The 25,561-nt window shown below is 71.1% G+C and carries 26 protein-coding genes; 9 read left to right on the plus strand and 17 right to left on the minus strand.

The window, feature by feature from the left end; translation table 11 throughout:
* Window positions 1–40: 40 nt before the first annotated feature.
* Genes JOF37_RS09770 through JOF37_RS09780 form a run of 3 tightly spaced genes read right to left on the minus strand, consistent with a single transcriptional unit; the run spans window position 41 to window position 2,119 of the window.
* Entirely contained in the window at window positions 41–622 is a 582-nt protein-coding gene (locus JOF37_RS09770; RefSeq protein ID WP_210006639.1) for a dihydrofolate reductase family protein, read from the minus strand.
* Between the two features lie 4 nt (window positions 623–626).
* Window positions 627–1,625, minus strand: coding sequence for a cation diffusion facilitator family transporter (locus JOF37_RS09775; protein WP_210006640.1), 999 nt, complete (start codon window positions 1,623–1,625; stop codon window positions 627–629).
* Window positions 1,622–2,119, minus strand: coding sequence for a transporter substrate-binding domain-containing protein (locus tag JOF37_RS09780; protein WP_245338143.1), 498 nt, complete (start codon window positions 2,117–2,119; stop codon window positions 1,622–1,624). Before JOF37_RS09780 ends, JOF37_RS09775 begins: the two co-directional genes overlap by 4 nt.
* 135 nt (window positions 2,120–2,254) lie before the next feature.
* On the opposite strand from JOF37_RS09780, the gene JOF37_RS09785 reads away from it, so the two are divergent.
* Entirely contained in the window at window positions 2,255–3,541 is a 1,287-nt protein-coding gene (locus tag JOF37_RS09785; protein ID WP_210006641.1) for an adenylosuccinate synthase, read from the plus strand.
* A gap of 1 nt (window position 3,542) precedes the next feature.
* A complete protein-coding gene (locus JOF37_RS09790; RefSeq protein ID WP_210006642.1) occupies window positions 3,543–4,739 on the plus strand; it encodes a lactonase family protein in 1,197 nt (398 codons plus the stop codon).
* Between the two features lie 21 nt (window positions 4,740–4,760).
* Here the strand turns inward: JOF37_RS09790 and JOF37_RS09795 are convergent, their stop codons facing one another.
* Window positions 4,761–5,912 (minus strand): AI-2E family transporter, encoded by a 1,152-nt coding sequence (locus JOF37_RS09795; RefSeq protein WP_210006643.1) that lies wholly within the window; start codon window positions 5,910–5,912, stop codon window positions 4,761–4,763.
* 100 nt (window positions 5,913–6,012) lie between these two features.
* On the opposite strand from JOF37_RS09795, the gene JOF37_RS09800 reads away from it, so the two are divergent.
* The 4 genes from JOF37_RS09800 (at window position 6,013) to JOF37_RS09815 (ending at window position 9,870) form a co-directional block, all read left to right on the plus strand.
* Window positions 6,013–6,309 (plus strand): chorismate mutase, encoded by a 297-nt coding sequence (locus JOF37_RS09800; RefSeq protein ID WP_210006644.1) that lies wholly within the window; start codon window positions 6,013–6,015, stop codon window positions 6,307–6,309.
* 308 nt (window positions 6,310–6,617) lie between these two features.
* On the plus strand, window positions 6,618–7,946 hold the full coding sequence (locus JOF37_RS09805; RefSeq protein ID WP_271175025.1) for a quaternary amine ABC transporter ATP-binding protein: 1,329 nt from the start codon (window positions 6,618–6,620) through the stop codon (window positions 7,944–7,946).
* Window positions 7,946–8,857 carry an ABC transporter permease gene (locus JOF37_RS09810; RefSeq protein ID WP_210006646.1) on the plus strand — a complete coding sequence of 304 codons (912 nt, stop codon included), beginning with the start codon at window positions 7,946–7,948 and terminating at the stop codon, window positions 8,855–8,857. Before JOF37_RS09805 ends, JOF37_RS09810 begins: the two co-directional genes overlap by 1 nt.
* Window positions 8,858–8,958: 101 nt before the next feature.
* On the plus strand, window positions 8,959–9,870 hold the full coding sequence (locus tag JOF37_RS09815; protein WP_210006647.1) for a glycine betaine ABC transporter substrate-binding protein: 912 nt from the start codon (window positions 8,959–8,961) through the stop codon (window positions 9,868–9,870).
* A 6-nt stretch (window positions 9,871–9,876) separates the two neighbouring features.
* On the opposite strand, the gene JOF37_RS09820 is transcribed toward JOF37_RS09815, so the two are convergent.
* The 4 genes from JOF37_RS09820 to purL form a co-directional block, all read right to left on the minus strand.
* A complete protein-coding gene (locus tag JOF37_RS09820; RefSeq protein WP_210006648.1) occupies window positions 9,877–10,647 on the minus strand; it encodes a hypothetical protein in 771 nt (256 codons plus the stop codon).
* A gap of 32 nt (window positions 10,648–10,679) precedes the next feature.
* Complete coding sequence (locus tag JOF37_RS09825; RefSeq protein WP_210006649.1) at window positions 10,680–11,525, minus strand: hypothetical protein; 846 nt, start codon at window positions 11,523–11,525, stop codon at window positions 10,680–10,682.
* Between the two features lie 131 nt (window positions 11,526–11,656).
* The gene (locus JOF37_RS09830; RefSeq protein ID WP_210007849.1) at window positions 11,657–11,815 is read right to left on the minus strand and encodes a hypothetical protein; all 159 of its coding nucleotides are present in this window, start codon (window positions 11,813–11,815) and stop codon (window positions 11,657–11,659) included.
* Window positions 11,812–14,133, minus strand: a complete 2,322-nt coding sequence (gene purL, locus JOF37_RS09835) for a phosphoribosylformylglycinamidine synthase subunit PurL (protein ID WP_271175026.1) — start codon at window positions 14,131–14,133, stop codon at window positions 11,812–11,814. The genes JOF37_RS09830 and purL overlap by 4 nt, the downstream gene beginning before the upstream one ends.
* Window positions 14,134–14,316: 183 nt before the next feature.
* On the opposite strand from purL, the gene JOF37_RS09840 reads away from it, so the two are divergent.
* The 3 genes from JOF37_RS09840 to JOF37_RS09850 are packed head-to-tail and all read left to right on the plus strand — an operon-like array spanning window position 14,317 to window position 15,544.
* Window positions 14,317–14,898 carry a hypothetical protein gene (locus JOF37_RS09840; protein ID WP_210006650.1) on the plus strand — a complete coding sequence of 194 codons (582 nt, stop codon included), beginning with the start codon at window positions 14,317–14,319 and terminating at the stop codon, window positions 14,896–14,898.
* Window positions 14,895–15,041, plus strand: coding sequence for a hypothetical protein (locus tag JOF37_RS09845; RefSeq protein WP_210006651.1), 147 nt, complete (start codon window positions 14,895–14,897; stop codon window positions 15,039–15,041). The genes JOF37_RS09840 and JOF37_RS09845 overlap by 4 nt, the downstream gene beginning before the upstream one ends.
* Window positions 15,038–15,544, plus strand: a complete 507-nt coding sequence (locus JOF37_RS09850) for a hypothetical protein (RefSeq protein ID WP_210006652.1) — start codon at window positions 15,038–15,040, stop codon at window positions 15,542–15,544. The genes JOF37_RS09845 and JOF37_RS09850 overlap by 4 nt, the downstream gene beginning before the upstream one ends.
* 28 nt (window positions 15,545–15,572) lie before the next feature.
* Here the strand turns inward: JOF37_RS09850 and JOF37_RS09855 are convergent, their stop codons facing one another.
* The 9 genes from JOF37_RS09855 to JOF37_RS09895 form a co-directional block, all read right to left on the minus strand.
* A complete protein-coding gene (locus tag JOF37_RS09855; protein ID WP_210006653.1) occupies window positions 15,573–17,402 on the minus strand; it encodes an alkaline phosphatase family protein in 1,830 nt (609 codons plus the stop codon).
* A gap of 74 nt (window positions 17,403–17,476) precedes the next feature.
* Window positions 17,477–18,076, minus strand: a complete 600-nt coding sequence (locus tag JOF37_RS09860) for a DUF1349 domain-containing protein (protein ID WP_210006654.1) — start codon at window positions 18,074–18,076, stop codon at window positions 17,477–17,479.
* Between the two features lie 4 nt (window positions 18,077–18,080).
* The gene (locus tag JOF37_RS09865; protein ID WP_210006655.1) at window positions 18,081–18,473 is read right to left on the minus strand and encodes an ester cyclase; all 393 of its coding nucleotides are present in this window, start codon (window positions 18,471–18,473) and stop codon (window positions 18,081–18,083) included.
* Between the two features lie 29 nt (window positions 18,474–18,502).
* A complete protein-coding gene (locus JOF37_RS09870; RefSeq protein WP_210006656.1) occupies window positions 18,503–19,867 on the minus strand; it encodes an ABC transporter substrate-binding protein in 1,365 nt (454 codons plus the stop codon).
* Between the two features lie 37 nt (window positions 19,868–19,904).
* Entirely contained in the window at window positions 19,905–20,858 is a 954-nt protein-coding gene (locus JOF37_RS09875) for a carbohydrate ABC transporter permease (RefSeq protein WP_210006657.1), read from the minus strand.
* Window positions 20,858–21,760, minus strand: coding sequence for a carbohydrate ABC transporter permease (locus JOF37_RS09880; RefSeq protein ID WP_271175027.1), 903 nt, complete (start codon window positions 21,758–21,760; stop codon window positions 20,858–20,860). Before JOF37_RS09880 ends, JOF37_RS09875 begins: the two co-directional genes overlap by 1 nt.
* Before the next feature lie 190 nt (window positions 21,761–21,950).
* On the minus strand, window positions 21,951–22,307 hold the full coding sequence (locus JOF37_RS09885) for a hypothetical protein (RefSeq protein ID WP_210006658.1): 357 nt from the start codon (window positions 22,305–22,307) through the stop codon (window positions 21,951–21,953).
* Between the two features lie 67 nt (window positions 22,308–22,374).
* On the minus strand, window positions 22,375–23,049 hold the full coding sequence (locus JOF37_RS09890) for a response regulator (RefSeq protein WP_210006659.1): 675 nt from the start codon (window positions 23,047–23,049) through the stop codon (window positions 22,375–22,377).
* On the minus strand, window positions 23,046–25,559 hold the full coding sequence (locus JOF37_RS09895) for a DUF4118 domain-containing protein (RefSeq protein ID WP_210006660.1): 2,514 nt from the start codon (window positions 25,557–25,559) through the stop codon (window positions 23,046–23,048). Before JOF37_RS09895 ends, JOF37_RS09890 begins: the two co-directional genes overlap by 4 nt.
* Between the last annotated feature and the right edge of the window lie 2 nt (window positions 25,560–25,561).

Below are 25,561 nucleotides of genomic sequence, written 5' to 3' on the forward strand. Positions count from 1 at the left end.
CGCCCGTCACGCGGCGACACCTGTCGTAACCGGGGTTCGTTCAGGAAGAAGCGTCCCCCGACGGCGTGATGACCCGATACCGGGTGGCGACGGCGCCCGACCGGAACGGCGTGCGGTTCACCTCTTCGAGAGCGATCGGCCGCGTCAGCCCCGCGAGGAGCATCGGCCCATGCCCGGCGACGATCGGCTGCACGAGGAACTCGAACTCGTCGACCAGACCCATCTCGGCGAGGGTCGTGGGAAGCGACACCCCACCTACCCACAGGCGCTTGCCCGGCTCGCGTTTGAGTCGTTCGACGGTACCGCGCAGGTCGTCGCGCACGAGCTCGGCGTTCCAGTCGACCGTCTTGAGCGTGCGCGAGACGACGTACTTCTTCGCCCGGTCGATGCTCTCGGCGAAGGCGATCTCCCCCGCATCCATCCATTCCGGCCAGGCGCCTGTCGCGGGCCGGCGCCACGCGGACTCCATCATCGCGTAGGTCACCCGGCCGAGCAGCAGCGCGTCCGCGTCCGCCATCTGCGCGGCCCAGAACCGCATCGACTCCTCGTCGGGCGGCAGCCCCTCGGCGTGGTCGCAGCACCCGTCGAGCGTCACGTTGATCGCGTATCGCAGCGGTCTCATGGCGTCACCGCGACCCGTCCGCCGCCGGGGTGACCGGCACCACCTCGGGCAGCTCGCGCACCGGCACGATGACGATGTCCTGCACCTTCCAGTCCAGGTCGACGCAGCCGGCGCGCGCCGCCTCGAGGCGGTCGAGGGTCAGCTCGTCGTCGCTCGTCGGGACGACATAGGCCTCGATGTGGAAGACATGCCCCTCGTCGCGCGCCCGGCTGCCTGCGGCCGAGACCCACGGCAGTGAGGCCAGATACGCGTCGACCTCGGCCGCGAGCGGATGCGGCTCGGCGTCGTCGAACGTCGTGGCACGGGCGTCCATGAGGTCGACGATCGCGGCGCGCAGGTTCTTCAGCCCGTCGCGCAGGATGCTCGACGCGATGAACAGCGCGGCGGCGGCATCCAGCCACCAGATGCCCAGGCCGATGCCGGTCACGCCGACCATCGAGCCGACGGCGGTCATCCAGTCGGCCTTGTTCATGTCGGCGTCGGCGTACAGCACCTTGTTGTGCAGCTCGCGTGCGAGGCGGATCTTCGCCCGCCCCAGCAGCACGGGCGGAACGGCGGTCAGCGCCATGACGCCGATCATGAGCCAGCCGAGCCAGATCGACGCCCCGAACAGCTCGATGGTGCCGATCGTGGGGTGCTCGCCGCTGAACAGGCCGATCGCCGAGTCGACGATGAGGTACGTGCCCATCGTCGTCAGCGCGACGGCGGCGACGAGATGACCTACTCCGACCGAGCGGTGATAGCCGTACGGATGCTGCAGCGTCGGCGATTTCCGGTTGACGCGGATCGCGATGAGGAACGCGAGCGGCGGGATGAACGACAGCAGGTCCTCGATCCACGCGGCCTTCATCGCCTGCGAGTTGCCGAGGACGAGGAAGACGAGGAACACGGTGACCGCGAGGAAGCCGATCGTCAGCCACTCGAGCCGCACGGCTCGCCGCAGCACCTCGACCTGACGGTCGGGCAGGGTGGTGCGGCCGAAGGTCACCTGTTCGGGGCTCACAGCGCACCCGCCTTCGCCCGCTCCGACAGGAAGGTCTCGAGCCGCGAGAGGAAGGCGTTCTCGCCGAGCGGCACGAGCATGACGAGCTTGAGGGTCCGACCGTCCTGCGCCGTGATCTCCGCGTAGGGCCGGGTGACACCGGCCTTGTCGGTCCACGGTGTCTGGTCGGTGAGGCCGCCCGCGATCAGGTCGAGTCCGCCGTTCTCGAGTTCGCGCACGAGCGCCTCTTCCGACCCGACGGTCCACTCCACATCGGCGTCGAGCGAGTCGGCGAACGCACGGATCGCATCCGCCTCGCTGCCGCTCGGCTCGTCGTCGCTCACATCCATCACCCGGCCGTTCGGCGTGACGCCGGCACGCAGGGTGCCGCCCTCGACGGCGGCCAGGGTCCCCGACGGGTCGGCGGGGATCTGCGCGCCGCATCCCGCCAACGACAGCGACGACAGCGCGAGCAGCGTCACGACGGCGACGCGCATCCGTGCCGACAGGCGCATGCGACTCCTCCTCGGTCGAGTGGTCCGGACGGGCCAGAATGTACTCCGCCGCTCCATCCCGCAGCAGGGGGGTTGCGCCGGAGGCCTATCGATAGGATGGGGTGCAATCCCTCCTCGACAGAAAGGGAGATCCGCATGCCGGGAATCGTCATCGTCGGCGTCCAGTGGGGCGACGAGGGCAAGGGCAAGGCCACCGATCTGCTGGGCGACCGCACCGACTGGGTCGTCAAGTTCAACGGCGGCAACAACGCCGGACACACCGTCGTCATCGGCAACGAGAAGTACGCCCTGCACCTGCTGCCCAGCGGCATCCTCTCGCCGGGCGTCAACGCCGTCATCGGCAACGGTGTCGTGGTCGACCTCGAGGTCCTCTTCGCCGAGCTCGAAGCGCTCTCGGCGCGCGGCCTCGACATCTCGCGCCTGAAGGTGAGCGCGAACGCGCACCTCATCACGCAGTACCACCGCACCCTCGACAAGGTGAGCGAGCGGTTCCTCGGCAAGCGGCAGATCGGCACGACCGGTCGCGGCATCGGTCCGGCCTACGCCGACAAGATCAACCGCGTCGGCATCCGCGTGCAGGACCTGTTCGACGAGAACATCCTGCGCCAGAAGGTCGAGGGCGCCCTCGACCAGAAGAACCACCTGCTCGTGAAGGTCTTCAACCGGCGCGCGATCACCGCCGACGAGATCGTCGACGACCTGCTGTCGTACGCCGAGCGTCTGCGGCCGATGGTGTGCGACACCGGGCTGCTGCTGAACGACGCCCTCGACGCGGGCGACGTCGTCGTCTTCGAAGGCGGCCAGGCGACGATGCTCGACGTCGATCACGGCACCTACCCGTTCGTGACCTCGTCGTCGGCGACGGCGGGCGGCGCGGCCACCGGGTCGGGCGTCGGCCCGAACCGCCTCGACCGCATCGTCGGCATCGTCAAGGCCTACACGACGCGTGTGGGCTCGGGTCCGTTCCCCACCGAGCTGTTCGACGAGAACGGCGACTTCCTGCGCTCGCGCGGCTTCGAGTTCGGCACCACGACCGGCCGCCCGCGCCGCGTCGGCTGGTACGACGCTCCGATCACGCGCTACGCGACGCGTATCAACGGCATCACCGACCTCGTGCTCACCAAGCTCGACATCCTCACCGGACTCGACCAGATCCCCGTCTGCGTCGCTTACGACGTCGACGGCGAGCGGTTCGACGAGGTGCCGGTGAACCAGTCGGACTTCCACCACGCCAAGCCGATCCTGGAGTACTTCCCCGGCTGGAAGCAGGACATCTCGACGGCACGGACCTTCGACGACCTTCCGATCGAGGCGCAGGACTACGTCCTCGCCCTCGAGGAGATGAGCGGCACCCGCATCTCGGTGATCGGTGTCGGTCCCGCGCGCGACGCGGTGATCGTCCGCCACGACCTCGTCGACTGACGTGAGGCTGCTGCTGGGCGGCTACACCGCCGACATGGGCGGTGAGGCGCGCGGCATCGGCCTGATCCACGCGGGCGACCCGGATGCCGCCACGGCGGGCGGCCAGCTCGCGCTGCGGCCCGAGGTGACCGCCGCGTCGTCTCCCTCGTGGGTGACGCGGCATCCGACGCTCGACGTGATCTATGCGGCGCTCGAGTACCGCGGCGAGGTGCAGGCGTACCGCCGCACCGGTCCCGACACGTGGACGCCGCTCGGCGCCCCCGTACCGGCCGGTGAGTCGGTGTGCCACGTCGCGGTGGCCCCCGACGGCGGCTCGCTCGTGGCGAGCTGCTGGAGTGACGGCCGCGTCGTCCGGATGCGGCTGGATGCCGCGGGTGCGATCTCGTCGCCCGTCGTCGCTCCCGCCGCAGTGGACCCGTACGGACCGGATGCCGCCGACCCGGCCGCCGCCGCCGCGTCAGCATCCGCGGGTGACATCGATCTCGCGGCGGCGGCGCGCGCCTTGCGCGAGGCCGCCGGCCCCGAGTTCGCCCACCTCGTGCCCGGCCACGACGAACCGCTGCGGGCCGCGCCTTCCTCGGTGACAGACACCGACCCCGCGACGCGTCCGTCACGCGCGCACCAGGCGCGCTACCTGCCTCGCGGCCTCATCGTCACGACCGACATGGGCCTGGACCTCGTCCGGTTCTGGCGCGACTCCGCCGCGGGCCTGCGCCGCGTTCAGGAGGTCGCCCTGCCCCTCGGCAGCGGGCCGCGCCACACGCTGTGGCATCCGAGCGGTCACCTCTACGTGCTCACCGAGCTCTCGCGTGAGGTGTTCGTGCTCGGTGCCGACCGCGAGGGCACGTGGCGGATGCTGTCGGCGACCCCGCTCGCGGGCGTCCTCGCCGACGACACCGCCGCCGAGATCGCGATGACTCCCGACGGCGAGACCGTCTACGCCGGAGTCCGCGGCAGCGACACCCTCGGCGTGCTGCGGGTGCGCGACGCCGGCGACCGGCTGCAGCAGCTCGCGCTCGTCGACGCGGGCGTGCGGTGGCCGCGTCACCACGTCGTCGTCCGCGACACGCTGCTCGTGGCGGGTCAGCTGTCGGACGAGGTCGTCTCGATGACGCGCGACCCGCGCACCGGGGTGCCCGGCCGGCCGCGCCACCGGGTCACGGCGCCGAGCCCGACCTGCCTGCTTCCGCTGCCCTGACGCTGCCCTGACGCCGGATCCTCAGACGCCGCGCTTCTTGGCGTCCTGTCGCGGGATGATGATCTGGTTGACGATCAGCAGGATCGACGCGGTGACCGGGATCGCGACGAGCGCGCCGAGCAGGCCCAGCAGCGTTCCGCCGACGAGCGCGCCGATGACGACGAGCGAGCCCGGCACCGACACCGTGCGGTTCATCACGCGCGGGGTCAGCAGGTAGGCCTCGATCTGCATGTAGACGAGATAGGTCACCGCGAAGATGATCGCGGTGAGCGGAGCCGTTGGGTTGGTCAGGAACGTGACGACCGTGGCGCCGACCCAGAACAGCACCGATCCGACGAGCGGGATGAGCGTGATGGCGAACGCCAGCACCGCCAGCAGGGCGGCGAACGGCACCCCGAGGATCGTGAGCAGGATGAAGGCGAAGACCGCGTTCATCGCCGCCAGCACCACCATGCCGGCCAGGTAGCCACCGACGGACTCGGTGATCTGCCGCGTCATCTCGGCGACGGTCTCGCGCGAACGGGCCGGCGAGAGACGCACGAGCGCGTTCTTCATCTTCGGCAGCGAGGCCAGGAAGTACAGGCTGAGCACGAGCACGATGATCGCGCCCGAGATCGCGGTCACGACGTTGACCCCCACCTGCAGCAGTCCACCGCCGATGGCGGCGATGTTCGAGGGATTCGTGACGAAGCTCTGGATCTCGTCGAAGACGTCGCTCAGGCTGTCGCCGAAGGTGTTCTCGAGCCACAGCACCGCCTCGCTGTGCAGGATGTCGTCGACGATCGAGGGCACGTCGCGCACGAACTGCTCGACCTGCCGGACCACCGGCGGCAGCACGATCCACAGCATGCCGGCGATCACCGCCGCGAGGGCCGCGAACGTGATGACGATGCCCCACGCGCGCTTGATGCCGCGCCGCACGAGGAACCGGACGAGCGGGTCGAGCGCGAGCGCCACGAACAGCGCGATCGCGATGTAGATGAGAACCGTCGACAGGCTCGAGATCGCCAGGCCCAGGACGATCGCGGTGAGCGCCCCGAGGGTCAGGAAGAACCCGGCGGCGAAGGGGCGGGCCAGGCCGCCCCACACGGGGCGGTCGCGCGTCGCGAACTCGGTCTCGGTCGATGCCGACGACCCCGCCGCGCCGGTACTGCTGATGCGAGGCTTCGTCATGGTCACACTCTAGGACGGGTGACCGGATGCCGCCGGGGCCCGGCGCCCGAATGGGTCCCGCCCCGACGCGGGCGGTAGGGTCGGCGGGGGAGGAGCCGCCATGACCGACGCCACGACCGAACTCCAGCGCCTGCGCGCGAGCATCGACAACATCGACGCCGCGCTCGTCTTCATGCTGGCCGAGCGCTTCCGCTGCACGAAGCAGGTCGGTGAGTTGAAGGCGGAGCACGGGATGCCGGCATCCGATCCCGGCCGCGAGGAGCGCCAGATCGCCCGCCTGCGGCGCCTCGCCGAAGAGGCGGACCTCGACCCCGAGTTCGCGCAGAAGTGGTTCGGCTTCGTGGTCGCGGAGGTCATCCGGCACCACCGCATCGCCGCCGAGGACACCGCCGACTGAGGTTGCGCCACGCGGGCACGCAGCGCGCGCGTGATACCGGAATGGCCGGTCCCGAGGCAAATCGTCTATCGATTTGCGACCCTCCGCCAGACGTGAAACGTTGGATGAGGCCCATGACGGGCCGTACCCGACCAGTCCGCGGTCGCTGGTGGTGACCCCGAGGTCGCCAGACCGGTGAGCGTATGGTCGGCGGCCCGTGCCCGTGGATCCGACATCCACCCGCCGTGGCGCTGTCGCGAGACGTGCGCCGGGAGGTCGCCACCCGGGCGTGACCGATGCAGCCCTGCACCGGGCTGCCGAGGTGTCCAGTGACCATTCCGCCTGCTCTGGGGGAGAACACAGCAGCCCCCGCGCTCGAGGCCAAGAACCTGTACAAGGTCTTCGGCCGCAACCCCAAGTCCGTCGTCGAGAAGCTCCGCCGCGGCGCTCAGCGCAGTGAGATCTCCGACGCCGGCACCGCCGCCGTCATCGACGCGTCCTTCAGCGTCCAGCCCGGCGAGATCTTCGTGATCATGGGCCTTTCCGGCTCGGGCAAGTCGACGCTCATCCGCATGCTCAACGGGCTGCACGACGCGACCGCCGGCTCCATCACGGTGAAGGGCGACTCGATCACCGACGTCGCCCCCGCGCGACTGCGTACTATCCGCCGCGAGCGCATCGCGATGGTCTTCCAGCACTTCGCGCTGCTGCCGCACCGCACCGTGGCCGCGAATGTCGCCTACCCGCTCGAACTGCGCGACGTCGGCAAGGCCGAGCGCCTGGCCAAGGCGGAGGAGATCCTCGGGCTCGTCGGGCTCGACGGGTGGGGCGACAAGCTCCCCGCGGCGCTGTCGGGCGGGATGCAGCAGCGCGTCGGCATCGCCCGCGCGCTCGCCGCAGACAGCGACATCCTGCTCATGGACGAGGCGTTCAGCGCGCTCGACCCGCTCATCCGCCGCGAGATGCAGGAGCAGCTGCTCGAACTGCAGCAGAAGCTGCAGAAGACGATCATCTTCATCACCCACGACCTCAACGAGGCGATGTTCCTCGGCGATCGCATCGCCGTGATGCGCGACGGCCGCATCGTGCAGATCGGCACCCCCGAAGACATCCTCACCGACCCGGCGAACGACTACGTCGAGCAGTTCGTGCAGGACGTCGACCGTGCCCGCGTGCTCACCGCCGCCAACGTCATGGAGCGCCCGCGGCCTGTCGTGGCCGAGTCGGCCGGCCCCCGCGTCGCCCTCAAGCAGATGCGTGACGCGTTCATGTCGGCCGCCTACGTCGTGGGGCGCGACCGCAAGCTGCTCGGCGTCGTCACCGACCGCGACGCCGTCAAGCTCGTCCGCCGTGGCGAGTCGTCGCTGAGCGCCGTCATCAAGCCGGCGCCGCAGACGGTGCGCCAGGACGAGGTGCTGATGAACCTGTTCGTCCCCGCCGTCGAGTCGCCGCTGCCGCTGGCCGTGACCGACGACGAGGGTCGCCTCGTCGGCGTCATCCCGCGCATCACGCTGCTCGCGGCCCTCGGGCCCGGACCCGGCGCGACCGAGGAGATCACGATCCCGCTGCAGCCGATGCCGCAGGCCGCGATCGACGAGGTGCTCGCCGAGGCCTCCGCCGTCGATGCGGTCGCCGCCGAGAACGAGGGGGTGCGCTGATGGACGGGTTCCGCATCCCGCTCGGCGAATGGGCCGAGGTCGCTGTCGCCGCCATTCGCGACAACCTCTCGTGGCTGCTGCGCGGCATCTCCGACGCGGTGGGCTGGCTTGTCGGCTCGCTCGCCGACCTGCTGCTGAGCGCCCCGATCGTCGTGGTCATCGTCGTGGCGGCGCTGCTGGGCTGGGCCCTGCGGTCGTGGAAGTTCGCGATCGGCACCGCGATCTCGTTCGCGATCATCCTCGGCGTCGGCCAGTGGGTCACCGCGATGCAGACGCTCGCGCTCGTGCTCATCGCGACGGTCATCGCCGTCGTCATCGCCGTTCCGCTCGGCATCCTCGCCGCCCGCAGCGACCGGTTCAGCGCGGTCATCAAGCCGGTGCTCGACCTCATGCAGGCGATGCCGGGCTTCGTCTACCTGATCCCCGCGATCGTGTTCTTCAGCATCGGGTTCGTGCCCGGACTCGTCGCGACCGTCATCTTCGCGCTGCCCCCGGGCGTTCGGCTCACCGAGCTCGGCATTCGCGGCGTCGACGCAGAGACGGTCGAGGCCGGGCACGCGTTCGGCGCGACGCCCGGGCAGATCCTGCGCGGCGTGCAGCTGCCGCTGGCCATGCCGACGATCATGACCGGCGTCAACCAGGTCATCATGCTCGCGCTGTCGATGGCCGTCATCGCCGGTATCGCCGGTGCCCCCGGGCTCGGCAAGGAGATCGTGCAGGCCATGTCGACCGTCAACATCGGCACCGGTGTCGAGGCGGGCCTGAGCGTCGTCATCCTCGCGATCTACCTCGACCGTCTCACCTCGGCGCTCGGCGACCTGCGCGGGCAGCGGGGTTCCCTTGTCGGCGAGATCGGCCGCCGCCGCGCGGCGGCCGCCGCCGGCCAGCGCGGTCTGGCCCAGGTCACCTGAAACAACCCCCGCGGTCCGGCCTGCGCGCGGGCCGTGGGGACCACCAACGTATCCTCCCTGCACCTCATACGGAACGTACGACTCCATACGGAAGGCACACTATGAACAAGCGACACCTCACCGGCATCGTGGCCCTCGGCGCCGCGGCATCCCTCGCCCTCGCCGGCTGCGCGAGCGGCAACCAGGCCGACGGCGGCTCCGGCGACAACGGCGACAGCAAGGGCACCATCACGCTGGGCTACCTGCCCTCGTGGACCGACGGCCTCAGCACCGCGTACCTGCTCGAGAACCAGCTCGAGCAGATCGGCTACACCGTCGAGATGCAGGAGCTGACCGAGGCCGGACCGCTCTACGCCGGTCTCGCGCAGGGCGACGTCGACATCTACCCGTCGGCGTGGCCCGAACTGACGCACGCGACCTACATGGACACCTACGGCGACCAGATCGACGACCTCGGCGCGTACTACGACAACGCCAAGCTCACGATCGCCGTACCCGAGTACGTCGACATCACCTCGATCGAGGACCTCGCGGCCGACGCCGACCGGTTCGGCGGCAAGATCTACGGCATCGAGCCGGGCGCCGGTCTGACCTCGCAGACCCAGAACTCGATGATGCCCGAGTACGGCCTGGACGGGACGTACGAGCTCGTCACCTCCTCGACCGCGGCCATGCTGACCGAGCTCGACACGGCGATCGCCGCCGAGCGCGACATCGTCGTGACGTCGTGGCGTCCGTTCTGGGCCAACGAGCGCTACGGCCTCAAGGACCTCGAAGACCCGCGCGGCGCGATGGGCGACCCCGAGGCGCTGCACTTCCTGGCCACCGCCGGGTTCGCGGACGAGCACCCCGAAGCCGCCGAGCTGATCGGCCAGATCGTCCTCGATGACGAGCAGTACGCCGCTCTCGAGGACATGGTCGTCAACCAGTACGGCGAGGGCAAGGAGCCCGAGGCGATCGAGGCGTGGCTGGCCGAGTACGGCACCCAGGTCGACGGCCTCCAGGTCGGCTGAACGCGATCAGGATGCCGCGGGCGGCGCCGTCGGCGGAAGCTGCAGCGCCGCCCGCTCGGCGAGGCGGTCCATCGCGGCATCCGACACCGCGATGAGCCCGTCGAGCTCGGCGCGCACCCGCTCGTAGGCGGTGCGCCGCTCGGCGGGCGTCGCGGCGTCGTCGACCGCGACGTTGAGCAGCTGCTTCGCTGTGTCGAGGCGGCGGCGCTCGGCCTCGCTGAACGAGCGGTCGCGCTGGCGCCGGGCGTCGCGCTCGGCCAGGTCGAACGCTACCTCGGCATCGGTCAGGGCGTCGCGGTATGCGGCGAGATCAGTCGCGCTGACCCGGGTGTCGGCGGACGGCGGCCGCAGACCGTCGGCGACCTTCTTCGCGCGCAGGAACGCCGCGGTCAGCGGCTGGCGGCCATCGCTCATGGCCGGGAAGGCGATCAGCTTCGCGACGTCGAGCTCGTACTCCAGCCAGCGGTGCGTGAGGTCGTCGTGGGCCGAGAACAGACGCTCCAACCGCGTGCGCGTGCTCGCGCCCGCGTCATCGCCGTCGGCCGCCGAGGGGAATGACGCGCCGCCGTCGCGTGCCGCAAGGTCGCCCGACGCCGGGCGGACGACGATGCCCTTCGCCTCGGCCTTCGCGCGGATAATCTCGAGCCGGCGTTCATGACGGCGCTTGGCGGAACGCTCGATCGCCTTCGCGACACCACCGGCGGCCGGCCCGATGAAGAAGATCAGCCACCAGTAGCTCCCCGCGAAACCCCATAGCCCGCTCCAGAACTCACCCACGCGCTCATCGTATCGACGCGCGACGCGTCGGATCAGCCCCGGTCGCCGCGGCGCTCGTCCCGGCGCTCCTCGCGCCGGTCGCGGTCACGGCGAACCCGGTTCCACATCTCGCTCGACCGGGCGATCGCGCGCTGGGCGTTGTCGAGCAGATCCTGCGCGACCTCGGCCCAGTCGTTCGAGCGCTCGTCGGGCTCGGGGATCTCCCGCCCCGTCCCCCGACGCGCGGCGCGTTCGGCGGCGTCGAACGCATGGGTCGCGCGGCGGACGGCCTCGCGGTAGGCGCTGTAGTCGGCGGGGGCCATCCGCACGTCGCGGGCGGTCGGTCGCAGCCACGAGGCCTGTTGATACTCGCGCAGGAACAGCTCGAGCGGGGGCCAGCGCGCGTCGGACATCATCGGGAACCCGATCGCCTTCGCGGCATCCGTCTCGTACTCGATCCACCGCGCGGTCAGCTCGTCGTGCTCGGCCATCAGCCGCGCGAGAGGCATCTGCTCGACGGCGCCGCGCGAAGCGGGCATCGTCGCGCGCGCCGCCTGCACGGCCGCGCGTCGGGCCTTCACGTCGGCGACGGCGGCGCGTGCCTGACGCTCGGCGAGCTGCAGCCGGCGGCGCGCCTCGGGCACGGCTCCCGCCGTCGCACGGGGCGTGGACTTCTCGGCCTGTGCGCGCAGCAGCTCGGCGCGCGCGACCTTGAGCTGCGCACGGGATTGCGTGACCGCCTCTTGCGCGCGACGCAGGTCGAGCAGCGCGGCGTCGAGCTCGAGCCGCCGCTGACCGGGGCGCACGCGGCGCAGGCCGGCCCAGCCGAGGGCGCTCGCTCCGGCACCGGCCGGCGCGATCCACCACCACTCGGTCACGAGCACGAGGATCGGATCCACCCTCTCAGCCTACGCATCGCGCCGGCTCGCGTCTCGGGCAGGGCGCGCGATACATCCGTCGGACCGGCGCGGCGGGTGAGCCGTGCCACCGCGTGAGGCGCAACTTCAGCCCCGTCGATCCTGCGGGTGTATCAGCCGAACAGGAGGGCGAACACCGTCGAGCCGCCGCCGACGAGGATGAGCGACACGATCGCGACCCACGCCGTCACGCGCATGCGACGCGAGCGTCCGCGGGCGAACCCGGCGTACTCGTCGTCGTCGCCCTGCGGCGTCAGGTCGCGTCCGCTCACGAGGTCGGCACTTCGTCGACGATCTCACCGAACGCGGCGGGCAGCGTTGCGCGCGAGGTCGCGCGGATCTCGGCGACCGGCACCGAGAACAGGCCCTGCACGTCGAGGACGGGGGTGACGCCCTCGGCGGCATCCGTCACACCGATGCGCAGCACGGGGTAGTCGCGCCCCTCGCACAGGCCACGGAACTTCACGTCCTCTTCGCGGGGCACCGAGACGATGACGCGTCCGGTCGACTCGCTGAACAGCGCCGTCGCGGCGTCGACGCCGTCGCGCTCGACGATCTCGCTCAGCCAGACGCGGGCGCCGACGCCGAAACGCGTCGTCGCCTCGGCGAGGGCCTGGCCGAGGCCGCCGGTCGACAGGTCGTGCGCGCTCGAGATGAGACCCTGCTGCGACGCGGCCTGGATGAGGCCGGCGAGGCGCTTCTCGGCGGCGAGGTCGACCTTCGGCGGGCGGCCGCCCAGGTGACCGTGCACCGTGTCGGCCCACGCCGAGCCGTCGAGCTCCTCGGCGGTGACGCCGAGCAGGTAGATGTTCTCGCCGGCGTCCTGCCAGCCCGACGGGATGCGGCGGGCGACGTCATCGACGATGCCGAGCACGCCCACGACGGGGGTCGGGAAGATCGGCTGGTCGCCGGTCTGGTTGTAGAACGAGACGTTGCCGCCCGTGACGGGCACACCGAGCTCGAGGCACGCGTCCGACAGGCCGTCGACGGCCTGGCCGAACTGCCACATGACCTCGGGGTTCTCGGGGCTGCCGAAGTTCAGGCAGTCGGTCACCGCGGTGGGCACGGCACCCGTGACGGCGACGTTGCGGTACGCCTCGGCCAGGGCGAGCTGCGCGCCCGCGTACGGGTCGAGCTGGCAGTAGCGGCCGTTGCAGTCCGTCGCGATCGCGAAGCCGAGGCCCGACTCCTCGTCGACGCGGATCATGCCGGCGTCGTCGGGGAAGCTCAGCGCCGTGTTGCCGAGGACGTAGTAGTCGTACTGGTTGGTGATCCAGCTGGTGTCGGCGAGGTTCGGGCTCGCGACGAGCTGCAGGAACTGGTCGCGCAGGGTCTCTGCGTCGTTCGCGCGGGGCAGGGATGCCGCCGAGTCGGCCTGCAGGCCGTCGATCCACGTCGGGTAGGCGACGGGGCGGTCGTAGACCGGGCCGTCGACCGCGACAGTCGAGGGGTCGACGTCGACGATCTGCTCGCCGTGCCAGAAGATCTGCAGGCGGCCGTCACCGGTGACCTCGCCGAGGACGCTCGTCTCCACGTCCCACTTGCCGACGACGGCGAGGAACGCGTCGAGCTTCTCGGGAGCGACGATCGCCATCATGCGCTCCTGGCTCTCGCTCATGAGGATCTCCTCGGGCGTGAGCGAGGGGTCGCGCAGCAGCACGTTCTCGAGGTCGACGCGCATGCCCGACCCGCCGTTGGCGGCCAGCTCGCTCGTCGCGCACGAGATGCCGGCCGCGCCGAGGTCCTGGATCGCTTCGACGAGCTCGCCCGCGTACAGCTCGAGGCAGCACTCGATGAGCACCTTCTCGGCGAAGGGGTCGCCGACCTGCACCGCGGGGCGCTTGGTGGGTCCGCCGTCGGCGAAGGTGTCGGAGGCGAGGATCGACGCACCGCCGATGCCGTCGCCGCCCGTGCGCGCGCCGAACAGCACGACCTTGTTGCCGGCGCCGGTGGCGTTGGCGAGCTTGATGTCCTCGTGGCGCATGACGCCCACCGCGAGGGCGTTCACGAGCGGGTTGCCCTGATAGACCGAGTCGAAGACGGTCTCGCCGCCGATGTTCGGCAGGCCCAGGCAGTTGCCGTAGAACGAGATGCCGCTGACGACGCCGTGCACGACCCGCGCGGTGTCGGGGTGGTCGATGGCGCCGAAGCGCAGCTGGTCCATGACGGCGACGGGACGGGCGCCCATCGAGATGATGTCGCGGACGATGCCGCCGACGCCGGTCGCGGCGCCCTGGAACGGCTCGATGTAGCTCGGGTGGTTGTGCGACTCGACCTTGAAGGTCACCGCCCAGCCCTCGCCGACGTCGACGACACCGGCGTTCTGACCCATGCCCACCATGAGGCGGGTCTTCATCTCGTCCGAGACCTTCTGGCCGAAGCGGCGCAGGTAGTTCTTGCTCGACTTGTAGGAGCAGTGCTCGCTCCACATGACCGAGTACATCGCCAGCTCGCCCGAGGTGGGGCGGCGGCCGAGGATCTCGCGGATCTTCGCGTATTCGTCGGGCTTGAGGCCCAGGGCGCCGTAGGGCTGTTCACGCTCCGGAGTGGCGGTGGCGTTCTCGACGGTATCTGCGACAGGGGTGCTCACGCGGCTGGACTCCAGGACTCGGGATGCCGGACGCGATCAGTCTAGTTGGCGCCGCCGCGCCCCCCGCTCGTTCCCCGACGGGCGGGTCGGCTGACCGGACCGGCGTGAGGATCCGGGGCGAGGGTGCATGGGAAGCGTGAGGGACTCTCGCCGGCTGCCGGGGGCGGGCGTAGACCTGAGCGCATGACCCTGACCTCGATCCTTCCGACGCTGCGGCGCAGCATCCCGAGCCCCCTCTCGCGCGACGCCTGGCCCGCGCGCACCGCGCCGACGTGCGACGACATCGTCGTCGGTGGCGTCTCCGTCACGCGGTACGTCGAGCTCTGCGGGCTGCCGGCCGTCATGACGGCGCCGGCGGTCATCCCCCTGTCGGGCGGGATGCCGTCGCCCACCGCCGCGACGACGGTGCTGATCCTCGAGGTGAGCGCCGCACGTCCCGCCGACGAGGTCGCCGCACTCGTGCTCGCAGCGGCGTTCGACGATGGCCTGCACCCCGTGTGGACCGAGGCGCGACTGCTCGCCCGCGTCTCGGGTGCCCCCGACCACCGCTTCGCGGTCTGCGGCAGCGACGGCGCGCGTCTTCCCGGGGTGGCCGTCGTGCTGCCGGCCGACGTGCGGCCCGGCGACCTCGTCGCGGTGCCCTGCCCCGGCGCCGTCGGGGTCGGCGACATCCGTCCGCGCCCCGGCTTCGACGGGACTCGCTCCGACGTCGACGACGCTCGCGCCGACGCCGACGCTCGCCCCGACGCTGAATGGACCGCGTGATGGTGTTCGCGACGGTGCTCTGGGCGAGCCGCTGCGCCCGCTACGAGGCGATGATCGCGTCGGCTCAGGCGGCCGAGGACGAGGCGCGCGCGACAGCCGCGGGCTCCGGTGCGTCGGCCACGGTGCCGGTGTCCCGGTCATGAGCGAGGCGATCGCGAGCCGATTCGACGCCGGGCTGCTGGTGGCCGGGGATGCCGTCGCGCCCTGGCTCGACGCGCGCGTCGGCCTCGACGGCTGCGCCCCGCGCACGCTCGTGCACGGCATGGACCTGCGCGGCCGGCGCACCCCGGCGGCGCTGCGGTCGCTCGTCCGTCAGCGCATGACCGGGATGCGGGTCTCGCTGCTGGCGGGCTCGCGCATCCGACGAGCGCTCGCGCTCGCGATCGTCGACGACGACGCCGTGCAGGACCGGGTCTGCCCCGGGTTCGCCGGCGCCGCCGAGTCGATGCACCGGCGCCTGGAGATGATGCGCGGGAGGCCGCTCGCGCTCGCGGTGATGGTCGTGCCCGCGTCGGCGCCCGGAGCGGCCGTGCGGCGATGCATCGAGACGGGTGCGCCCCAGCTGCCCGACGGTGCCGCGGTCGTGACGTGGGACGAGGCCGACGGATGGGGCCTGCGCGCGGCGGTCGCGCTGCAGCTCGTCTGACCCCCCTCACTTGCGGACTCGCCGCGGTTCAGGGCGACTCGACGGCCGGTGCCGGGGCGCCCGGCGGCGGGGTCGCGCTGGGGGTCGCGCGCGGGGTGTCGAACGCGCCGAAGACGCCCGTGCCGTGCTCGACGAGCGCGTCGTACGCCTCGCCGTAGGTGGCCGGCAGCCGGCTGCCCGGGTCGAACCGCGCGGCGAGCAGACCGAGCAGCCCGCGCGCGGGCGGCGTGAGCGGGCGCTTGTGGTGCTTCTCGTCGGCCGCCTTGTGGGTACCCTTCTCGGGGTTCGGTGGCGTGTACAGCGATTGCGGCTGCGGCCAGGTGTACGGCTGGCGCGGGGTCGTCAGGTTGACGGCGTTGAAGATCGGGTTCGCGCTCTCGTCGCGCACGTTCAGCGGGCTCAGCCCGTGCAGTCGGCACAGGGTGTTGGTGATGGACCCGTGGTGCATCTCGTCGTGCACGACGGTGCCCGCCGCGGTGTACGCGCTGACGACGATCGCCGGCACGCGCAGGCCGAGCCGGTCGAAGGCGAAGCCCATCTCGCCCGGCCCACTCGCATCGGGCGGCGCCGCTGCCGGCGGTGCCACATGGTCGAAGGTGCCACCGTGCTCGTCGAAGGTGATCACGAGAGCCGTGTTCATCGCGTTCGACCCGGATGCGGTCGCACTCGTGCGGATCGCGTCGTAGACGTCCTGGGCCAGCCGGTCGCCGGCACGGACATCCGAGTCCGCGCTGTTGGTGATGCGGATGCGGCTGCCGTCGGGCAGCTCGAGTTCACCGTCGCGTGTCGCCCCCCACGGCGGGTGCATGTCGTTGTGGTTGAACACCATGCGCGGCTCGATGAAGGCGTAGTCGGGAAGGTTGCCGTCGGCGGCATCCTGGTAGAACTGCTCCATCACGCGGAAGTTCGTCTTCCAGTACCGCTCGAGGACCGGCGCGTGCAGCATCCCGGTGAGCGAGACGAGCTGTGTCGCGTCGTAGTACACGCGCCAGGTCCGGCCCGCCTCTTCGAGCCGGTTGAAGATCGTCGGCGCGGGCGGGGCATCGATCCACTTGTCGTAGCCGCCCCCGGCCTGGTTGACGACGAACCCGTGCGAGGTCGACGCGTGGAAGAAGCTGCGGTTGCAGAAAGTCTGCGACGGCACACCCGCGAACCAGCGGTCGTAGACGGCGAACTCGCGCGCGAGGATCGAGACGACCGGCAGCATCTCGGGCGAGAACCCGCCCATGACGGTCGCGTACTCCTCCGCCGTCGGCTCGCGCTTCTTCGCGGCGCGGTAATTGACGATGTAGTCGTGCACGAAGCCGTCGTTGCGCGCTCGCGTGCCCGCGGCGGGGGCGTTGTAGGGCGGCTGCAAACCGTTGCGGTCGATGTCGGCGTTGCCCGAAGGGTCGATCGTGCCGAACAGCTGCGTGTTGACGTGCGGGTACGTCTCGCCCGGGTCGGGCTGCGGCTGCTGCATGATGTGGTCGGTCGCGCCGCTGTAGACGTGCGCGGGCACGACGGTGCCGTCCGGGGCGCTGTTGGCGTGATCGCCCTGCAGCACTCCGTCGAACTCGGCGGCGGACTTCTCGTCGGCGGTGTAGAGGTGGCCGAGCAGGTTGTCGAAACTGCGGTTCTCGAACATGAGCACCACGACGTGATCGAAGCCCGGCACGTGACGAGCCGCGAGCGGGGCGAATTCCGGCGGGTGCGGCGTCATCGCGGCGGTCGCCGCCGCGCCGGCCGAGCCTCCGATCGCGATGCCGGCCGCGCCGAGGCCCGCGCGCCGCAGGAAGTCGCGCCTCGACGGCTTGCGCCGGGCCCACGCGGCATCCGAATCCTCGCGCGGCGCATCCGGGGGGAGCGACTCGGCCATACGGGCCGCCTTTCGCATCGGTCGATGTTGCTGGCGATCATAGGCCCGCGCGGACGCGTCGGGTCAGTCCCCGGTCAGTCCTCGGGATGCAGCGCCGCGTCCGCCTCGGTGCGACGCCACGACAGGAACCGCACGGTCAGGCCCGCGCGGGTCGGCGCGCAGCAGAACGGACCGGCCGAGACGGATGCTGCGGGGTCAAGGGGCGCGACCCGCACCAGGCGCCAGTCCTCGTCGTCCACGCGCGCGCGGACTGTCACCGCGTCGCCCGAGCGGCTCGCCCGTACCGTCACGACGCGGCCCGCCCAACCGGGAACGGGAGACAGCGACCAGTCCGACACCCCGCGGGTGACGACCGCGCCGAGGCTCTCGGCTCCGTCGCTGCGTTCGACCCCGGCCTTGATCCAGGTCTCGTCGTCGACGCGCAGGAAGACGCCGGCCTGATCGAACTGGGCCGTGAAGTCGAGTCGGAACGCGACCTCGACGGCGCTGTCCCGGGGCATCGGCGCCAGCAGTGCGTGCTCGTCATCGTGCACGAACCCGTACGAGGTCACCCGCCACGCGTCGCTGCCCTCACGCGCGGTGACGAGCAGGTCGGTTCCGTCGGTCTCGACGCGCTCGGGGTCGTTCGTCCACGACCCGCTCGACCAGGCGATCTCCGTCGCGTGCTCCGTCATGTGCTCATGCTCTCAGCTGAGCGAGCAGTTCCGCGCGATCGGTCGTCCCCGCGAACTCGACGATGCGCCCGTTCACGACCCGGTAGATCCCGAACTCCGCGACGTTGACGTGTCGCCGCGTGGGTCGCACGCCGCGGAACGGCCCGGTGTGCGTGCCGCTCGTGCGCAGGTGGGCGGCGATGCGATCGTCCTCGACGACGAGCTGGATGCGGCGCACCTGCCAGTCGGCGAAACCGTCGAGCAGCTCGACGACGTCGGCCATCCAGGCATCCGCCCCACCGGGCAGGTGCGCTCGCCGAACGTCGGGGTCGATGAACGAGCGGATGGCGCCGAGGTCGTGGCGGTTGCAGGCGTCGAGGTACTCGCCGAACCACTCCCGCAACTCCCACGGCTCCATCCGCCCATTATCGGCGGCCGGGGCCGGCGTCAGCGCGCGGCCGTGGCGTTCTCGTACGCGCGCATCGCCGCGTCCTGCGCGTCGGCGAGGGCCTCTTCGGCCGTCTTGTCGCCGAGCAGGGCAGCGGTCACGGCGTTGTTCAGCTCGTTCTGGATGTCCTGACCGGCCGGCGACGAGCCGAACGACGTGCCGTAGTCGACGACGTCGTAGTACGTCGCGACGACCTGGTCGAAGCCGGCGTCACCCGACGGGACGACCCACTTCTCGCGGATCTCCTGGTCGGGCTGCGGCGAACCGGTGAACAGGCCGGTGTTGACGCCGCCCTCGGCGGTGCGGGTCTCGGCGCGCGCCTCGCCCGCGGCGTTCCACGCCTCGCCGCTCGTGAGCTCCGACACCCAGGCGCACGCCGCCGCCGGGTTCTTCGCGTTCATCGGGATGACGAAGGCCTGACCTCCCGACACCGAGAAGGGCTCGCCCTCGCTGTCGCGGAAGGGCACCGCCTCGATGTCGATCTGGTCGACGTAGGGGGAGAGCACGTTGGGGTACCACTGGGCGTTGACCTGCGCGCCGACCTGGTTCGTGACGAACTGGTTCGCGTCGCCGAACGTGTCGAACGCGTCGGTGAAGCTCTTGACCTGAGCGAAGCCGCCCTGCGCGTCGTTGATGCGCTGCAGCAGTTCCATGCCGGCGAGGTTGCTCGGGTCGTCGAGCGTCGGGACGCCGTCCTCGTCGGTCAGCTGGCCGCCCGAGCCGAGGATCCACAGCGCGGACTGCCCCGTCGACACGGGGTCGAAACCGAGACGGGTGGGGACGCCGCCGGACTCCTGGTACATCTTCTCGATCGCCGCGATCAGCACGTCGGGCTGCGACGTGTCGATCTCGTCGGCCCTCACGCCCGCCTCGTTCATGACGGTCTTGTTGAGGATGATCGCCGGCGGCTGATAGAACTGCGGCGCGCCCCAGACCTCGTCGTCGAAGGTGACGTCCTCGACGACCGACTCGTACCAGCGCTCTTCGGGATCGACGCCCTGCGCTTCGAAGCACGCGTCGAGCGGCATGATGAGGTCCTGCGCGGCGTACTGGGTGACGTACCGGCGGTCCATCTGGACGACGTCGGGAACGTCGCCGCTCGCGATGCGGGTCGTGAACTTCTGCGAGTCGAAGGCCGTCGCATCCAGCTCGACCTCGACGTCGGACAGCTGCTCGGCGGCATAGTCCAGCCGCGCCGTGCCCACGTCGTCGGCGTTCTCGAAGCCCCACGCGGCCAGCGTGCCGGTGGGGGCGGCCTCGAAGTCGATGCCGTCCGTCGAACCGGCGTCGCCGCCGCTGCATCCGGAAAGGACGACGGCCGATGCCGCGGCCACCGCGGCGGCCCCGATCAGTCGATTGCGCATGTGTTCCTCCTGTCGTCGTCCGCGCGGTGCGCGCGGATCATCCCTTGCGTCCCTGCGTGGCCACGCCCTCGATGAAGTAGCGCTGGCCGAAGGCGAAGAGGATGAGCATGGGCAGCGTGACGAGCAGCGAGGCCACCATCACGTACTGGTAGTCGCCCTGGCCGCCGGCCGTGGGGCTGTATTTCGTCATCGCGTAGGCGATCCCGAGCGGGGCGGTGAACTCGTCGACCGTGCCGGCGTTGAGGTAGATCAGCGCCGCCTGCAGGTTGTTCCAGCTGGCCTGGAACTCGAACAGGAACACGATGACGAACGAGGGCACCGACAGCGGCATCGCGATGCGCCAGAACAGTCCCCACGCGCTCGCCCCGTCGATGCGCGCCGCTTCGAACAGCTCGCGGGGCAGGCCCATGAAGAACTGCCGCTGCAGGAAGATGTAGAACGCCGAGCCGAAGAGGTTGGCCCCCCACAGCGGAACCCAGGTGCCGAGCAGGCCCGTCTCCTTCCAGATCAGGTAGACGGGGATCATCGTCACGGCGCCGGGCAGCATCATCGTCGCCAGGACCAGCCCGAACAGCAGCTTGCGGCCGGGGAACGAGAAGTAGGCGAAGCCGAAGGCGACGATCGAACTCGAGATCGACACCGCCGTCGCGGCCAGGAGCGCGATCGCGACGCTGTTGAACATCCAGCTCAGCAGCGGCAGCTGGTTCCAGACCTCGACGTAGTTCTCGGGCACGAACGTCTGCGGGATGAGGCGGTTGTCGAACACCTCGCCGCGGGGCTTGAAGCTCGCCGCCAGCAGCCACACGAACGGGTACAGGAACAGCAGCGCGAAGCCGGTCGAGACTGCGGCGAGCGTGACGCGTCCGGCGACGGTCTTGGGCGTGCCGATGCGCCGCCGGCGCTTCGGGGCCGAGCCGGTCGCCGGCACGGCCGCCGCGGCGAGCTCCGGAGTCGGCTGGCTGACCCCGGGGGTCTGTTGCGAGATGGCCATCAGCGGTCCCCCTCGTAGTAGACGAAGCGGTTGCCGAACTTCACCTGGATGACCGTGACGGCCATGATGATGACGAACAGCAGCCACGCCATCGCGGCGGCGAACCCGAAGTTGAACTGGCGGAACGCCTGCTGGAAGAGGTAGATCGCGTAGAACAGCGACGCTTCGGGCGATGAGTTGCTCTGGTCGCGCCAGAACAGCAGGTACGCCTGGTCGAAGACCTGGAACGCGGCGATCGAGAGCACGATGACGTTGAAGAACATCGCGCCCGAGATCATCGGCAGCGTGATCGAGAAGAACTTCCGGATCGGACCGGCGCCGTCCAGCGAGGCGACCTCGTACAGCTCCACGGGCACGTTCTTCAAAGCGGCGAGGAAGATCACCATCGTGCCGCTGACGGTCCACAGCGCCATGATCACGATGCTGGGCTTGACCCAGTCGGGGTCGACGAGCCACTGCGGACCCTGGATGCCGATGGCCGCGAGGCCCTGGTTGATCGCGCCCGAGTTGCCGTTGAGCAGCAGGAAGAACACCGCGGCCGTCGCGACGGCGGGGGTCATCTTCGGCAGGTAGTACAGCGTGCGGAAGACACCGGCGCCGCGGCCCATCCGGTTCAGCAGCAGCGCGAGGACGAGCGCGAAGGCGATCTCGAGCGGCACCGCCATGACGGCGTAGAACAGCGTGTTGGCGAGCGAGACGCCCACGCGCGGGTCCTCGAAGAGGCGAGCGTAGTTGTCGAACCCGATCGGCCGCGCGGAGTTCGTCGCGAGGTTGTAGCTGCTGAACGAGATGTAGAGGCTGTAGACCATCGCTCCGACGGTGAACACCAGGAAGCCGATGATCCACGGCGTCAGGAAGAGGTAGCCCGCGAGGGCCTCGCGCTTGTTGTACTTCTGTCGCACGCGGCGCTGAGGTGCGGCGCGGACTGACGTCGGCCGCGCGGGGGTCGTGCTGGCTATGTCGTCCTCCGGATGCCTCTGAGCGAACGGATCGCTCGCGCGACCCTTCCCGCAAGCTAGGGCGGACCAGAAGTGCTTCCTAGAGCCTTGACACCACGTCGCCTCTCGGGCATGCGCGGTCGGCCCCGGGCCGCTAGGCGACGGGCGCCGCCGCGCGACTCGCGATGAAGGCGGCGGACTTCGTCTGCAGGAAGGCGCACAGCGCCGACAGCATCGCCAACTCGGTCGACAGTTCGAGCGCGCGGCCCGCGTCGAGCTTCACGTCCTGCTCCCGCGCCTCGAACGTCACCGCCCAGTGCGTCGAGCCGATGGGCTCGGGCTGCAGGTACGTCACGGTGCCGGCGTTGACCAGGTCGAGGCCGATGAGGCCGGTGTCGTGGCCCTCGGTGCCGTCCTGCGGCATGACCCGCAGGCGGTCGCTGACGGGATATCCGAGCTCGGCGAACTCGGCCAGCCAGGCCTCCAGCGTTTCCTTCGTCCGAAACGGCATGCGCTCCTCCAGATCACCGCGGCGAGGCGCCCTCGCGTGATTGCCAGCGATCATTATGACCGCATCGTCACGACGCGACGAGCCGGTATCCCATTCCCGCTTCCGTGAGCAGGTGCGCGGGGTGCGCGGGATCGGCCTCGAGCTTCTTGCGCAGCTGCGAGACGTACAGGCGCAGGTACCCCGTGTCGCTCACCTGCTCGGTGCCCCACAGCTCCTTCAGCAGATCGTGGCGCGTCACGAGGGCTCCCGGACTACGCGCGAGGAAGTCCAGCATGCGCCACTCGGTCGGGGTCAGGTGCACCCGCTCGCCGGCGCGCGTGACGGTCTTCGCGGCGCGGTCGATCTCGACGTCGGCGAAGCGCACGAGGGGCACGGATGCCGCCCCGCCGGTGCGCCGGGCCAGGGCGCGCAGTCGCGCGAGCAGCTCGTCGATCTGGAACGGCTTGGTGACGTAGTCGTCCGCGCCGGCGTCGAGTGCCGTCACCTTGTCGGCCGATCCGGTGCGGCCCGACACGACGATGATCGGGATGTCGCTCCACCCGCGGACCGCTTCGATGACCGCGACCCCGTCCAGGCGCGGCATCCCGAGGTCGAGCACGATCACGTCGGGGTGCTCGGATGCCGCTGCGGCGATCGCGGCGGCGCCGTCCGCGGCTGTGACGACGTCGTAGCCGTGCGCCCCGAGCGTGATGCGCAGGGCGCGGACCAGCTGGGGGTCGTCGTCGGCGAGGAGGATTCTCACCCGTCGATCCTCTCGCTTCGGCGGGCGGGCGGTGCCGCCAGCGGCAGCTCGACGACCATCGTGAGCCCGCCCCCGGGGGTCTGCTCGGGCGTCAGCGTGCCCTGCATGCCCTCGGTGAAGCCCTTCGACAGCGCGAGGCCGAGGCCGAGACCGGTCGTGTTGTCGGCGTCGCCCAGACGCTGGAAGGGCGCGAAGACGTCGCCGTGGCGCTCCGGCGGGATGCCGGGGCCGTGGTCGATCACGCGGATCTGCGCCCGTGCGCCGAGCGAGCTCGTCGCGATGCGCACGACGCTGCCGTCGGGGGCGTGCCGGTGGGCGTTGGCGAGCACGTTGACGACGACGCGCTGCAGGAGCACCGGGTCGGCCATCACCCGGCCGAGGTCCTCGTCGAGCGCGAGCTCGACGTCCCCGGGCCCGAGCGCCAGCTCGTCGACCGCGGCCAGGACGACGTCGGCGGCGTCGACCGGCCGCAGCGCGACGGCGAGAGCGCCGGCCTCGATGCGACTGACGTCGAGCAGGTCGGTCACGAGCGAGGTCAGCGCGTCGAGGCTCTCGCCGGCCGTGTCGAGCAGCTCGGCGCGGTCGGCCGAGCTCAGGGCCGGCCCGGCCGCACGCAGTCCGCCGACGGCGGCGACGGCGGCGGCGAGCGGGCGGCGCAGGTCGTGGCTCGCGGCCGAGAGCAGGGCGCTGCGCACCCGGTCGGTCTCGGCCAGCACCGTCGCCGTGCGCGCCGACTGCTGCAGGTCGGCCTGCTCGAGCGCCGCGGCCAGTTGCGCGACGACGACGTCGAGCAGCCGCCGCTCCGATCCGCCCAGCTCGCCGCCGTGCAGCTCGAGCACGGCCCGGTCCGTCACGGAGACGCGCAGGTGTCGGTCGTCGCGCACCGGTTCACCGTCGGCGGCGAGCACCGCGCCGTCGGTGGCGACCAGCCGGGCCCCCGACATCCCGAACGCCTCGCGGGCACGCGAGACGAGTGCGGGGATCGATCCGTCGCCGCGCAGTACGCTGCCGGCCACCGCGGCCAGCAGCTCGGCTTCGGCGGTCGCGCGCCGGGCCGCCCGCGTACCGCGCGCGGCCTGGTCGACGATGACGCTGACGAGCAGGGCGATGACGACGTAGAGGATGAGCGCCCACGCGTGCAGGGGGTCGGAGATCGTGACGGTGTACAGCGGCGCGACGAAGAAGAAGTCGAGGGTCACGCCCGACATGACGGCGGCGAAGACGGCGGGCCAGAGCCCGCCGACGAGCGCGACCACGACGACCAGCAGCTGATACGCGAGCACGTCGCTCGTGATCGATTCGGGGCTGCGCAGCGCGACCAGCAGCCAGGTCAGCAGCGGACCGCCGGACAGGGCGACGACGAAGCCGAGCAGCCGACGCCGCACGCTCAGCGCGCCACCGGCGACGCGCGGCAGTGCGAAACGCCCGCCTGCGGCGGCATGGGTGACGACGTGCACGTCGATGTCGCCCGACTCGCGGATCACCGTGGCCCCGATTCCGGGACCGGTCAGCGCGGCGGCGAGGCGACCGCGGCGGCTGACCCCGACGACGAGCTGCGAGGCGTTGACCGAACGGGCGAACTCGACGAGCGCGGCCGGGATGTCATCGCCCACCACCTGGTGGTAGGTGCCGCCGAGCGACTCGACGAGCGCCCGCTGATCCGCCAGGGCCGCCGGATCCGCCGTGCGCAGGCCGTCCTGGCCAGACACGTGCACCGCCAGCAGCTCGCCGCCCGCCGACCGGTCGACGATGCGCGCGCCGCGCCGGATGAGCGTCTCGCCCTCGGGGCCTCCCGTCAACGCGACCACGACGCGCTCGCGGGCCTGCCACGTTCCGCGGATGCCGTGCTCGGCGCGGTAGTCCTTCAGGGCGCTGTCGACCTCGTCGGCCAGCCAGAGCAGCGCGAGCTCGCGCAGCGCCGTGAGGTTGCCGAGGCGGAAGTAGTTCGACAGCGCGGCGTCGATGCGCTCGGCGGGGTACACCAGACCCGCGGCGAGGCGGTCGCGCAACGACGGCGGGGCGAGGTCGACCAGCTCGATCGGATCGGCCGAGCGCACTACGGCATCGGGCACCGTCTCGCGCTGTGCGATGCCGGTGATCTGCTGCACGACATCGCCGAGCGACTCGATGTGCTGCACGTTGACGGTCGTGATGACGTCGATGCCCGCGTCGCGCAGCTCTTCGACGTCCTGCCAGCGCTTGTCGTTGCGCGAGCCGCCGACGTTGGTGTGGGCGAGCTCGTCGACGAGGGCGACCCGCGGAGCGCGGCTCAGCACCGCCTCGAGGTCCATCTCGTCGAGCGTGACCCCGCGGTGCTCGATCCGGCGCCGCGGGATCGTGGGCAGGCCGGCGGTCAGCGCCGCCGTCGCCGCGCGCCCGTGGGTCTCGACCACGGCGATGACGACGTCGACGCCGGCATCCTGCAGGCGGCGGCCCTCCTCGAGCATCTCGTAGGTCTTGCCCACGCCCGGGGCCGCGCCCAGCAGCACCCGCAGCTTCCCGCGCTTCACGG

The organism is Microbacterium imperiale (genome assembly GCF_017876655.1).
GTDB classification, from domain to species: domain Bacteria; phylum Actinomycetota; class Actinomycetes; order Actinomycetales; family Microbacteriaceae; genus Microbacterium; species Microbacterium imperiale.